The organism is Aurantiacibacter aquimixticola, from assembly GCF_003605475.1.
Lineage (GTDB): Bacteria > Pseudomonadota > Alphaproteobacteria > Sphingomonadales > Sphingomonadaceae > Alteraurantiacibacter > Alteraurantiacibacter aquimixticola_B.
In genome coordinates this window covers 1,677,592-1,690,164 of record NZ_RAHX01000001.1, presented here as the reverse complement: position 1 = coordinate 1,690,164, position 12,573 = coordinate 1,677,592, and the positions used below count along the sequence as shown (strand labels likewise).

General features: G+C 64.9%; 12 protein-coding genes. 9 read left to right on the top strand and 3 right to left on the bottom strand.

Going from position 1 to position 12,573, the window contains the following annotated elements:
• The first annotated feature begins 126 nt into the window (after nt 1–126).
• Entirely contained in the window at nt 127–1,071 is a 945-nt protein-coding gene (gene lgt / locus D6201_RS08500; protein WP_422664696.1) for a prolipoprotein diacylglyceryl transferase, read from the top strand.
• A gap of 9 nt (nt 1,072–1,080) precedes the next feature.
• Nucleotides 1,081–2,163: a class I SAM-dependent methyltransferase gene (locus D6201_RS08495; protein ID WP_120048396.1), complete on the top strand. Its 1,083-nt coding sequence runs from the start codon at nt 1,081–1,083 to the stop codon at nt 2,161–2,163.
• Here D6201_RS08495 and D6201_RS08490 read toward each other — a convergent pair.
• Genes D6201_RS08490 through D6201_RS08480 form a run of 3 tightly spaced genes read right to left on the bottom strand, consistent with a single transcriptional unit; the run spans nt 2,160 to nt 5,993 of the window.
• Nucleotides 2,160–3,698: an ABC transporter permease/substrate-binding protein gene (locus D6201_RS08490; protein WP_120048395.1), complete on the bottom strand. Its 1,539-nt coding sequence runs from the start codon at nt 3,696–3,698 to the stop codon at nt 2,160–2,162. The two genes, D6201_RS08495 and D6201_RS08490, sit on opposite strands and share 4 nt — an antisense overlap.
• Nucleotides 3,695–4,462, bottom strand: a complete 768-nt coding sequence (locus D6201_RS08485) for an ATP-binding cassette domain-containing protein (RefSeq protein ID WP_120048394.1) — start codon at nt 4,460–4,462, stop codon at nt 3,695–3,697. Before D6201_RS08485 ends, D6201_RS08490 begins: the two co-directional genes overlap by 4 nt.
• Before the next feature lie 13 nt (nt 4,463–4,475).
• Nucleotides 4,476–5,993 carry a sensor histidine kinase gene (locus tag D6201_RS08480; protein WP_133303979.1) on the bottom strand — a complete coding sequence of 506 codons (1,518 nt, stop codon included), beginning with the start codon at nt 5,991–5,993 and terminating at the stop codon, nt 4,476–4,478.
• A 147-nt stretch (nt 5,994–6,140) separates the two neighbouring features.
• On the opposite strand from D6201_RS08480, the gene D6201_RS08475 reads away from it, so the two are divergent.
• Genes D6201_RS08475 through D6201_RS08445 form a run of 7 tightly spaced genes read left to right on the top strand, consistent with a single transcriptional unit; the run spans nt 6,141 to nt 12,570 of the window.
• Nucleotides 6,141–7,307, top strand: a complete 1,167-nt coding sequence (locus D6201_RS08475; protein WP_120048392.1) for an isovaleryl-CoA dehydrogenase — start codon at nt 6,141–6,143, stop codon at nt 7,305–7,307.
• A 59-nt stretch (nt 7,308–7,366) separates the two neighbouring features.
• Nucleotides 7,367–7,807 carry a hypothetical protein gene (locus D6201_RS08470; protein ID WP_120048391.1) on the top strand — a complete coding sequence of 147 codons (441 nt, stop codon included), beginning with the start codon at nt 7,367–7,369 and terminating at the stop codon, nt 7,805–7,807.
• Nucleotides 7,804–9,405, top strand: coding sequence for a carboxyl transferase domain-containing protein (locus D6201_RS08465; RefSeq protein WP_120048390.1), 1,602 nt, complete (start codon nt 7,804–7,806; stop codon nt 9,403–9,405). The genes D6201_RS08470 and D6201_RS08465 overlap by 4 nt, the downstream gene beginning before the upstream one ends.
• Complete coding sequence (locus D6201_RS08460) at nt 9,405–9,707, top strand: DUF3088 family protein (protein WP_120048389.1); 303 nt, start codon at nt 9,405–9,407, stop codon at nt 9,705–9,707. The genes D6201_RS08465 and D6201_RS08460 overlap by 1 nt, the downstream gene beginning before the upstream one ends.
• Before the next feature lie 22 nt (nt 9,708–9,729).
• Nucleotides 9,730–10,347, top strand: coding sequence for a 1-acyl-sn-glycerol-3-phosphate acyltransferase (locus D6201_RS08455; protein WP_120048388.1), 618 nt, complete (start codon nt 9,730–9,732; stop codon nt 10,345–10,347).
• On the top strand, nt 10,340–11,137 hold the full coding sequence (locus tag D6201_RS08450) for a DUF1295 domain-containing protein (protein ID WP_120048387.1): 798 nt from the start codon (nt 10,340–10,342) through the stop codon (nt 11,135–11,137). The genes D6201_RS08455 and D6201_RS08450 overlap by 8 nt, the downstream gene beginning before the upstream one ends.
• Entirely contained in the window at nt 11,137–12,570 is a 1,434-nt protein-coding gene (locus D6201_RS08445; RefSeq protein WP_242447489.1) for an MFS transporter, read from the top strand. The genes D6201_RS08450 and D6201_RS08445 overlap by 1 nt, the downstream gene beginning before the upstream one ends.
• Nucleotides 12,571–12,573: the final 3 nt, after the last annotated feature.

Here is a 12,573-nt window from a genome sequence, read left to right as displayed (position 1 = left end):
AGGCGCGGTGCGCATCTTATGCAAAGCGAGAAAGGCGCGGCGGGGGTTTCGCCGCAGTCAGCTTTGGCATAGAGCGCGGCGCGAAACGGGCCGGGGTGGCCCGAAAGGCCGAGGGGCGCGAATTTCATGCTTGATATGCTGATGATGGCAGCGGGGGCACCGGAGGCATCTGGCGAGGTCATCCGCTGGAGCGAGCTCGGTTTTTCACCCGGCATCGATCTCGGCTTCTTCCAGTTGCGCTACTATTCGCTCGCCTATCTGATCGGCCTGATCTTTGCCTATTGGCACACCTCGCAAATGATCAAGGCGCCGGGCGCGCCGATGGCGCAGATCCATGTCGACGACCTGTTCTTCTATTGCACGCTTGGCGTCATCCTGGGCGGACGACTGGGATATCTGTTCTTCTACGAACCGGCACTGCTGACCGATTTTTCCGGCGATGGCTTCATCAGCTGGCGCGCGCTGCGCGTCTGGGACGGGGGCATGAGCTTCCATGGCGGCCTCGCAGGCGTGGTCGCGGCCATCGCGTTCGTGAGCTGGCGCGCCGGGCTGCCGTTCCTGCGCGTATGCGACTATATCAGCGTCAATGTCGGGGTCGGCATGCTGCTCGGGCGGCTGGCCAATTTCGTCAATGGCGAGTTGTGGGGCCGTGTCGCCTCGGCCGACCTGCCATGGGCGATGATCTTCCCGACCGATCCACAACAGCTTCCGCGCCACCCCAGCCAGCTTTACCAGGCCTTCGGCGAAGGGCTGATGGTGCTGGTGGTGATGATGAGCCTGTTCTGGCTGACGCGCGCGCGTTTCCGGCCCGGCCTGCTTGTCGGCGTCTTCACCGCGCTGATCGCCATCGCCCGCTTTACGGTCGAATTCTATCGCCAGCCCGATGCGCAACTGACCAAGCTGGCCGAGAATACCGGGCTTTCCATGGGCCAGTGGCTGACCATACCGCTGCTCATCCTCGGCCTCGGCCTCGTGATTTACGCCCTGCGCCGTCCGGCGCAGGCGAGCGGCAAGTCTTCGCTGACCGCCAAGCCGACGGTGAAGGGCGCTCCGCCGAAGATCGACAGCTAGGCGGGCGCAATGGGCGACCCGCGTGACGAACATGCGAAGCGCAATCTCGGCGAGACCTTTCGCCGCCTGATCGCCGCCACCGGGCCGATCAGCCTGGCGCATTTCATGGCCGAATCGAACGCCCGCTATTACGCCACGCGCGAGGCTATCGGCGGCGAAGGCGCAGACTTCACGACCGCACCAGAAATCAGCCAGATGTTCGGGGAACTGATCGGGCTGTGGCTGGCAGACATGTGGTCGCGTGCTGGCAGTCCGGACCTCGTTCATTACGTGGAGCTAGGGCCTGGCAGGGGAACGCTTGCGCGCGATGCCCTGCGGGCGATGAAGCAGCACGGTCTCGCGCCGCGAGTCCACCTCGTGGAAACGTCGCCCCGCATGCGCGATGCGCAGCTTCAGGCTGTGCCGGATGTCGTCCACCATGACGATCTGGGCTCGATCCCGGCAGACGCCCCCATCCTGCTCGTGGCGAACGAGTTCCTCGACGCGCTGCCCGTACGCCAGATCGTGCGGACGTCGCAGGGTTGGCGCGAAGTGATGGTCGGGGTCGATGCCGAGGGTGCTTTCGCCGAGACGCCTGGCAGGCATGCGATGGACTCCGCTGTGCCGGAGGAGCGCCGGAGCGACCCCAAAGGCACTGTGATCGAGACGAGCCCGGCCTGCGCTGCAGTGGTAAGCGAGGTCGCGACACGTCTCGCGGAGCAGGGCGGCGCCGCGCTTTTCATCGATTACGGCTATCGCCATGGTCGCAGCGGCTCGACCCTGCAGGCGGTGCGCAACCACCAGAAGGTGGGCGTGTTCGATGCGCCGGGTGAAGCGGACCTCTCCGCCCATGTCGATTTCGCGCAAATGGCACTGGTCGCCCGCTCGCAAGAATGCAAGGTGTTCGGCACGCTGACGCAGGGCGAATTCCTGACCGCGCTCGGCATAGATCCGCGCGCCGACGCACTGGCTGCGAGCGCGCCGCAGCACCGGGATATGCTGATGAAAGCCAAGGCGCGGCTCACTGCATCTGACCAGATGGGCGAACTGTTCAAGGTCATGGGGCTTGCCGCCCCGACCTGGCCCGACGGCGCGGGCTTTCCCGCAGGCTAGCGGATCCGCTCCAGCAGCCAGTCGGCGGCCTGCTGCGGTGTGCGTTTTTCCTCTTCGCGATCGACCAGGTAATTGGCCTCCCGCATCGCCTCGACATCGACGCTTTCGATCAGGGGTTGCAAGGCCGCGGCCAGACGCTCGTCCTCGGCAAAGGTCGGCGAGACGAGCAGGATCGCGTCGTAATTCGGGAATGCGCCGCGCGGATCAGCCAGCACGGTAAGATTGTCGGCGGCGATGCGCCCATCCGATGTGTAGGCGCTGATGACATCGACCGCGCCCGAACCGAGCGCGCTGTACATCAGCGTCGGAGAGAATGTGCGCCGTTCACCGAAGCGCAGCGAATAGGCTCCGCGCACCGCCATCCATTCGGGCCGCTCGAAGAATTCCGGATCGCCGCCGATGGTCAGCTGCGCGGCTGAGTTGGTGAGGTCCGCGATAGAGGCGATCTGCAAGGCGCGCGCCTGTTCCTGCCGCATGGCAAGGCCATAGGCGTTCTCGAAGCCAAGCCGGCCGAGGATGCGGGTGCCGGATGTCTCCGCCTCCCAGCGCACCAGCTCGTCATACATCGCTTCGCGGTCCGGACTGTCGGTGCGACCGAGCTGGTTGGTCCAGATCGTGCCGGTGTAATCGACCAGGATGTCTATCTCCCCGCTCGCCACCGCATTATGCGCCACGGCAGAGCCGAGGCTGTCGCGATATTCGACCGCATAGCCTTCCTCCTCCAGCAGCGTGCCGATGGCGCGGGCGAGGATGTATTGCTCGGAAAAGCTCTTCGCACCGATCACGACGGCCTCACCGCTATCTTCGCGCCAGTCGGCAAGCGAAAGGGCAGCGGCAGCGATGCCGAGAAGGGCCAGAAAGGCACCGAGAAGGGCCTGGCGGGGGCGACGAAGGGCAAAGCCGCGCTCGATCAGGCCGAGCAGCGCGTCTGCGATCAGCGCGAGCCCGGCAGAGGCGATGCAGCCCGCCAGCACCAGCACCCAGTTCTGTGTCTGCAGTCCGGCAAAGATCGGATCGCCGAGGCTGCGCTGGCCGATCGTGGTCGCCAGCGTCGCCGCGCCGATGGTCCAGACGCTGGCGGTGCGAATGCCCGCCATCACGTACGGCGCGGCGAGCGGGGCCTCGATCAGTCGCAGCCGCTGCCAGCCGGTCATGCCGAGCCCGTCGGCTGCCTCCAACGCTTCGGCGTCGACATTGGTAAGTGCGGTCACCGCGTTTCGCAGGATCGGCAACAGCGCGTAAAGCGCGAGCGCCAGCCATGCGGGCAGAAAGCCGAGCGTGGGCAGCCCTTCGCCGAACACGGTGCGGGCGGCAAGGAGGATCGGGAAGAAAAGCGCCAGCAAAGCGAGCGCGGGTATGGTCTGCACGAGGCTCGCGAAGCCGAGCGATATCCGCGCGACCGATGGCGAGCGCCCGGCCCAGACGGCGAGCGGCAGGGCGACGGCGATGCCAAGCGCGACCGCCGCCGCGCTCAGCAGGACATGTTCGGCAAGCTGCGGGCCGAGCTTCAGGAGCGCATCGAGCAGGCCTTTCACCGGGTCATCCCCGCAAGCGCTTTCGCCTGATCGCGCGGCACGGCGACGAGAGCTTGCGCGACTTCGCCGCCATCGCCCGCCAGCAGTGCCTCGGGCGTTGCGTCGGCCACAATGCGCCCCGCTTCCATCACCAGCACACGGTCCGCCAGCAGCAGCGCCTCGGCCATGTCGTGCGTCACCATGACGGTGGTCAGTCCCAGCTCGCCATGCAGCCGCTTCACCCGCTCTCCCAGCGAGTCCCGGGTGATCGGATCGAGCGCGCCGAACGGCTCGTCCATCAGCAGCAGGCGGGGGCTTCCGGCCAGCGCGCGCGCCACACCGACCCGCTGGCGTTGCCCGCCGGAAAGCGCATCGGGATAGCGCGCAGCCATCTCCGCATCGAGCTCGACCAGTTCAAGCAGCTCGGCAATGCGACCGGCATCCAGTCGCCGACCTTCGAGCCGCGGGACCATTTCGACATTCTCGCCCACCGTCATGTGGTTGAACAGGCCGACGCCCTGAAACACGTAGCCGATGCCGTGGCGCAGCGCGGGCGCGGGGACTTGAGCGGTATCCGCCCCGTCGAGCAGCACGCGGCCCCCATCGGGTTCGACCAGCCGGTTGACCGTTTTCAGGAGCGTCGATTTCCCCGAGCCCGACGCGCCGACAAGCGCCACGAATACGCCCCGCTCGACATCGAGAGACACGTCGTCGACCGCGCGCACAGCGCCATAGCTTTTGCGGACGGCATCGAAGCGGAGAAAAGGTTGGGCGGAACGCTCCATCGGAGCGACAAGGCTAACGGGCGATCGCCGCCTTGGGAACCGTGAGTGTCATCACCATGCCTTCTGGCGGGAAGCGCCGCTGCCATGTGCCCTGCAACTGGCCGGTGATACTCATTTCGACCAGGCGCGAACCGAAGCCGGTTTCCGGCGGCTCTTCGACCGGCGGTCCGCCATGCTCGGTCCAGGTCAGAGTGAGGTCATCGCCACTCTCGTGAATGTCGAGCGTGATGTGGCCGGTATCGTTCGAGAGCGCGCCATATTTCGCCGAATTGGTCGCCAGTTCGTGGAAGACCAGCGCAAACGGCGTGGCGGCACGCTGCGAGGTTTCGACATTCGGCCCGGCGACCCGCACGCGCGCTTCGCCGTCGGCATTCTGGTACGGCGTAAAGAGCGCTTCGAGCATCTGCTTCAGGCATTCCTGCGCGCCCAATGCGTCGGGCTGCACGAATTCATGCGCCCGGCCCAGCGCACGCAAAAGGTCGGTCAGCTCGACAGCAAAATCCGCACTTTCCGGCGCACGGCGCGATTTGAGCGCGATCAGACCGGTGACCACCGCGAAGATGTTCTTGATCCGATGCGACAATTCGCGCGCCAGCAGATCTCGCTCGTTCAAAGCATTGCGCGTCTCGTCGATATCGGTGAGCGTGCCGAACCAGCGCACGGCGTCGCCATCGCGTTCGGCCACCGGAACCGCCATCGACAGCACCCAGATCCAAGACCCGTCGGCCTGTTTGAGGCGATATTCGACTTCGAATTCCTCGCCATTCCTGAAACTCTCTCCCCATGCGGCGAGGGCTGCTTCGGCATCGTCGGGATGCACGAACGGGCGCCAGTCATCGGCAACTTTGGGTGGCGATTGGCCCGTCGCTTCTTCCCAGCGAGAATTGAAATAATCGAAATTGCCTTCCGCATCGGCGGACCAGGCGATGGCGGGCACGCCATCGATCATCCGGCGCAGGCGATCTTCTCGCTCGGCAATGGTGCGTTTTGATTGCAGGTTTTCGCGCCGGGCGGAGAGCCGCCGCATGGCAGCCTGTGCCAGAACCGCCAGCCCTTCGCGCTGCAAATCGCTTAGCGGCTGGTCACGAACCTCGGTGTCGAGCACGCAGAGCGTGCCCAGCGACGCGCCCTCGCTCGAAAGCAGCGGTTGTCCAGCGTAGTAACGGACATGCTTTTCACCGGTGACGAGCGGATTGTTCGCGACGCGCGGATCGGCGGTCGCATCCTGAATTTCCAGCAGCTCGCCCTGGCCCAATGTCAGCGAGCAGAAAGCGATGTCGCGCGGCGTCTCCCGCTCCTCCAAACCTTCGCGGGCGAGGAAACGCTGCCGGTCGGCTTCGAGGAGGGTCACGAGAGAGACGGGCGCGTCGCAAAGCTTTGCCGCAAATTCGACGATGGCCTGCAATTCCGCATCGTCTTCCAGCGCATCGCTCTGGAAGCTGCGCACGATGGCGAGGCGTTCGCTTTCCTCGATCTCGAGCGGCGACGGCTCTGGCAGCGCGCCTTTGAGCGACAGATCTTGCGTATTCAAGCGATGCAACCCCTTTGCCCGGTCGTCTAGCCGGAATTTCCCTGCGCGAAAAGCGGATGCGATATCGCAGTTTCCGATGCAACCGGTTTGCCTTCACCGGTGCGGTTGCTATTGCCGCCGCACGGCCTGAACAGGAGCTTTCCGAGAATGCGCGCCACCCCAGATTTCGATTTCGGCCTGACGGACGAAGCCCAGATGATCCGCGAGAGCGTCGCCCGCTTTGCCGATGAGCGTATCGCTCCGCTGGCGGCGAAGGTGGATGCGGAGGACTGGTTCCCGATCGAGCTGTGGCCGGAAATGGGCAAGCTGGGTCTGCACGGCATGACGGTGAGCGAAGAGGATGGCGGCACCGGCCTCGGCTATCTCGAACACACCATCGCCATCGAGGAAGTGAGCCGCGCGAGCGCTTCGGTGGGCCTCAGCTACGGCGCGCATTCCAATCTTTGCGTCAACCAGATCGCGCGCTGGGGCAATGCGGAGCAGAAGGCGAAATACCTGCCTGGCCTCATTAGCGGCGAGCATGTCGGTTCGCTGGCCATGAGCGAGCCTGCGGCTGGGTCGGACGTCGTGAGCATGAAGCTGAAAGCCGACGCGGTGCAGGGCGGATATTTGCTCAACGGCACGAAATTCTGGATCACCAATGGCCACGCCGCCGAAACGCTGGTGGTCTATGCCAAGACCGATGCGGCGGGCGGCAGCAAGGGCATCACCGCCTTCCTGATCGAAAAGGACATGGAGGGCTTCTCGCCCGGCCAGAAGATCGAGAAGATGGGCATGAAGGGCTCCATCACCAGCGAGCTGGTGTTCGAGGATTGCCACGTGCCGGAAGAGAATGTGCTCGGCGACGTCGGTCGCGGCGTGCAAGTGCTGATGAGCGGCCTCGATTACGAGCGCGTCGTGCTTTCGGGCGTGCAGCTCGGCATCATGCAGGCGTGCCTCGACACCGTCATCCCCTATGTCCGGGAGCGCACCCAGTTCGGCAAGCGCATCGGCGATTTCCAGCTGATCCAGGCGAAGGTCGCCGACATGTATGTCGCCCTGCAATCGGCCCGCGCCTATACCTATGCGGTGGCCAAGGCTTGCGACAACGGCAAGACGACCCGCTTCGACGCGGCGGGCACGATCCTGCTGTCATCGGAAAACGCCTTCCGCGTGGCGGGAGAGGCGATCCAGGCGCTCGGCGGCGCGGGCTATACGACCGACTGGCCGGTGGAGCGCTACCTGCGCGATGCGAAGCTGCTCGATATCGGCGCCGGCACGAACGAGATCAGGCGTATGCTGATCGGCCGCGAACTGATCGGGGCGACGGGGTGAGTAATCCTCCCCGGCACGGGGAGGGGGACCGCTCGCAGAGCGGTCGAGGGGGATTTTCAATGAGTGCCAATACGCTTGGCAGGCCAGACGGGTCGCATGTCACCGGCATCGGGAGCGGCCTGATCATAGTCGGTATCATAGCGATTTTCTTTGTCGGTTCCGCCGAGACAGCGGTCGGATTTCAGGTCGCATTGCTCATTGCTTACCTGGGTATCGGGCTGGGCGTGCTTCTTTGCGCGCTCGGCTACCTAGTGCGCGCTATCTGGTTTCTACCGGGGCGGGAAATCGAACTGGACCCAGGAAAGACAGAATGGGAAGCAGGTGTCTCCGAATGCGCATATTGCAGACTCGAAATCACAGCGCCTGCAGAACCATGTTCTGCAGTTTCTCCCGATGAACTTGCGGGCATGACCGACCGCATTGACGACGAGCGCTGCTTTCGAGTTCTGCACGAGCAGGGCATCTTGGCAGGAAACGAAAGAGTTGATCGAAAAATATGACCGCACCCGTTCTCACCTCCACCCTCGACCGCGAAGCGCCCGATGCGAAGGCGCGCTTTGCGCATAACAAGGCGCTCTCCGAAGAGCTTCGCGCCAAAGTCGCCGAAGCGGCGCTGGGCGGCTCGGAGAAGCATCGCGAGCGACATGTGGCGCGCGGCAAGCTGCTGCCGCGAGAGCGGGTGGAGCGCCTTCTCGATCCGGGTTCGCCTTTTCTCGAGATCGGGCAGCTGGCGGCGAACGGCATGTATGGCGGGGACGTCAGCGGCGCGTCGATGATCGCGGGCATCGGGCGCGTCAGCGGGCGGCAGGTCATGATCGCCTGCAACGATCCGACCGTGAAGGGCGGTTCCTACTATCCGATGACGGTGAAGAAGCATCTGCGTGCGCAGGAGATTGCCGAAGCGAACCACCTGCCATGCATCTATCTCGTCGATAGCGGCGGGGCGAACCTGCCGTTCCAGGCAGAGGTGTTTCCCGACCGCGACCATTTCGGGCGCATTTTCTACAATCAGGCGAACATGTCTGCGAAGGGTATTCCGCAGATCGCCTGCGTGATGGGCAGCTGCACGGCGGGCGGGGCCTATGTGCCCGCCATGTCCGACGAAAGCGTGATCGTGCGCGAGCAGGGGACGATCTTCCTTGCCGGACCGCCGCTGGTGAAGGCGGCGACGGGCGAAGAAATCAGCGCCGAGGATTTGGGCGGGGGTGCTCTGCACGCGAAGAAATCGGGCGTGGTCGATCACCTCGCCGAGAATGACGAGCATGCGCTCACCATCGTGCGCGATATCGTCTCGCGTCTCGGAGCGAGCGATGGTGCGACGCTCGATATTCGCGAACCGCGCGCGCCGAAATTCGACGCAGAAGACCTCTACGCCATTATCCCCGAGGATGTGCGCGCTCCATATGACGTGCATGAGGTGATCGCCCGCGTCGTCGACGGCAGCGAGTTTCACGAGTTCAAGCGCGAGTACGGCTCCACGCTGGTCTGCGGCTTCGCGCATGTCTGGGGCATGCCCGTGGCGATCCTCGCCAATAATGGCGTGCTGTTTTCCGAAAGCGCGCAGAAGGGCGCGCATTTCATCGAGCTTGCCTGCCAGCGCGGCATCCCGCTGCTGTTCCTGCAGAATATCTCCGGCTTCATGGTCGGCGGGAAGTATGAGGCGGAAGGCATCGCCAAGCACGGCGCGAAGCTGGTGACTGCCGTCGCCACCGCGCAGGTGCCCAAGATCACCGTGGTCATTGGCGGCAGCTTCGGCGCGGGCAATTACGGCATGTGCGGCCGCGCCTATTCGCCGCGCTTCATGTTCACCTGGCCCAATGCGCGTATCTCGGTGATGGGCGGCGAACAGGCCGCGAGCGTGCTCGCCACCGTCCACCGCGATGCCGACAGCTGGACCGACGAACAGGCCGAGGAATTCAAGGCCCCGATCCGCCAGAAATACGAAGACGAGGGCAATCCCTATTACGCCACCGCGCGGCTGTGGGATGACGGGGTGATCGACCCTGTTCAGACCCGCGACGTGCTTGGCCTCAGCCTTGCCGCCTGTCTCGAAGCGCCGATCCCCGAAACACCGCGCTTCGGCGTGTTCCGGATGTGATGGCAACGGACACGCTTTTCATCCTCGAACGTAGCTACTTCGATGAAGAGGGCACGGCGTTCTATTGCCGCGACTGTATCGAGGTGGACGGGCTGCTTGGTCTGTTTCCAGAGCTTGCCGCGAAAATCGATGTCGTCCGTGTGGCCTGGGCGAAGCCGCGTACACAGGTGGTGGATGCGCTGGGCGAAGCGAACCAGAATTGCCCGGCGCTTGCCTTTGCCGAAGGCGGTTTCGTGAACACGCAGGACGCGCTGCTCGCGGCGCTGCATGAAAGGCACGGCTTTCCAATCCGTTCGTCATGAGGCAGGGGTAGCACCGGCCTTTATGACAAAACCCACCCTCCTCTCGCGCATCGTCTGGCGCATTTTGCGCGGGCTGTACCGGATGCGTGGCTACAAGCTCGAGGGAAGCGTGCCATCGGCCGCGAAATTCGTGTTTGTCGGCGCGCCGCATACGACGAACTGGGACTTCGTGTTTTTTGCAGGAGCGGTGCGAGAGCTTGGCGTGACGCCCAGCTTCATCGGCAAGCACACGCTGTTCAAATGGCCGATGACGCGGTTCATGCACGATATGGGCGGCATGCCGGTCGATCGATCGCGCAAGGGTGGCTATGTCCAGGCGGTGATCGGCGCGTTCGAGGCTGCGGACGCGCTGGCGCTGGTCGTCGCGCCCGAAGGCAGCCGGACGAGTGACGGCCGCTGGCGCAGCGGGTTCTACCACATCGCGCACGGAGCTGGCGTGCCGATCGTGCCCGCCTGGGTGAACCACGATACGCGCCGGGGCGGCGTGGGCGAACCGATCATGCCGACCGGCGATTTCCATGCCGACCTTGCCAAGTTGGCGGAGTTCTATCGGAAAAACCGGCCTGATTGTGAACGGTTCGAAGTGCTCGCCCGGCAGGCGCGGGACGAATTGCCCGATATTCCGAGACGGCGTGACTGACGCGCTGACCGTCAACGGCGCGCTGCTAGTTTGCGCCGTGCTCGGGCTCTGGGTGATCTCTGCGGCAATCGGAAAAGCGAGCTTCGTCGACAGCGTGTGGGGCTTTGCGATGGCAGGCCTCGCGCTCGCTTCGTTCATGCAGCTGACGGACCAGGGAAGCGCGGCGGCGTTGCTGCTGGCGATGGTGGCGGCCTGGGGCGTGCGCCTCGGCGTGCACCTGCTGCGACGTTACTGGCGCAATGGCGAGGACGCGCGGTATCGCAACATGCTGCCACCGCCCGAGGATCGCTTCAGCTTCGCGCTCACTTCCCTCTGGAAAGTCTGGCTATTGCAGGCCGCGCTGATCATGCTGGTGAGCAGCCCGGCGCAGGTCGGGATCCTCGCCGCGTCTGATGCGCCGATAACCGCATGGGCATTGCCTGGCATCGCGCTCTATCTCCTCGGCATATTTTTTGAATGGGTCGGCGACTGGCAGCTGGCGCGCTTCAAGGCCGATCCTTCCAATGAAGGCAAGGTGATGAACGAGGGGCTGTGGCGATACACTAGGCACCCGAACTATTTCGGCGATGCCTGCGCATGGTGGGGTATCTGGCTGGTGGCGGCGAGCGTCGACCTGTCCGCCGCGCTCTGGACTCTGCCGGGGCCGATCTTCCTGACCTTCACGCTGGTCAAATGGTCGGGCGCGGCGATGACGGAGGATGCGATGGACGAGAAATACGGCGATGATTTCGCCCGCTACAAGCGCCGCACATCCGCCTTCATCCCGATGCCACCGAAGGAGCCTGCCTGATGGCCATCGCCTATGCCCCGCCATGCGACGAAACCGCCGGGCGCGAGGGCAACGGCACGTGCCCGTCGCAGACTGGCACGCTGATCGCGACGGTGCTTGGGTCCAGCCTCGCCTTCGTCATGGGCGCGATCATCAATGTCGCCCTGCCGCAGATGCAGTCCGATTTCGGTACCGATGCGGCGGGTATGCAATGGATCGTCAACGCCTACCTCCTGCCGCTTTCCGCGTTGGTGCTGGTCGGTGGTGCGCTGGGCGATCGCTACGGCCGCAAACGGCTCTTCATGCTGGGGTTGGCCCTCTATGCCGCGGCGACAGTGGCGTGCGCGCTCGCGCCAAGCCTGTCGCTATTGCTCGCCGCGCGGGTGGTGCAGGGCGTGGGTGCCGCGCTGCTGGCGCCCAACAGCCTCGCCATCCTGGCCGATGCTTTTTCGGGCGAGGCGCGCGGCAAGGCCATCGGCACATGGGCGGCGGCAGGCGCGATCGCGGGGGCCGCGGCTCCGCTGGCGGGCGGCGTGGTGGTGGATCTGCTCGACTGGCGCTGGGCCTTCGCCATCGTTCTTCCGCTGGCAATGAGTGCTTGGGTAATCGGCGCGCGTTCGATTGCGGAGAGCCGGGAGGATGCCAAGGATCGCCCCGTGCTCGACACCGCAGGGGCGGCGCTGGTGACGCTCGGCCTTGCGGGGACCGTCTATGGCCTGATCGCGCTTCCCGATGCGGGCGCGCAGCTCTCGGCAATTGGCCCGCTGGCGCTCGGCCTGGCCGCGCTCGCAGCGTTTCTCTGGATCGAGCATCGGCGCGGGGAGGAGGCGATGATGCCGCTCGGCGTCTTCGCTTCCGCATCGTTCAGCGGCATTTCGCTCCTGACCCTGCTGCTCTACGCGGCGCTCGGCGCGCTGCTGGTGCTGCTGCCTTACATGCTCATCAACACGTTCGAATACGGCGCGACGGCGGCGGGCGCGGCGATGTTGCCGTTTCCGCTGATCATGGGCTCGCTTTCGCGCCGGATCGGCGGGCTGGCGACCAAATTCGGCATGCGGCGAATGCTCACGGCAGGGCCGCTGCTGGTGGCGGCGGGCTTCGCATTGATGGCATGGCGGACAAGTGCGGACATGACGTATTGGACAGGCATTCTGCCCGGCCTCGTCGTGATGGCGATCGGCATGGCGACCAGCGTCGCCCCGCTCACCACGGCGGTGATGAATGCGGTGGAGGCGCGCTTCACCGGCGTTGCCTCTGGCATAAACAATGCCATTTCGCGCACCGCCGGTCTGATCGCGACCGCGCTTCTCGGCTTCGTGCTGACGGGCGGAGCGGCGGATAGCGGCGCGCTCGTCTCCGGCTTCGCAGCGACTGCATGGGTGTGCGCTGCGCTCGCGCTGGCTGCGTCGGCGGCTGTGTGGTTCACCGTCAGCGAAGAGGAAATCGCGAGTTAACGA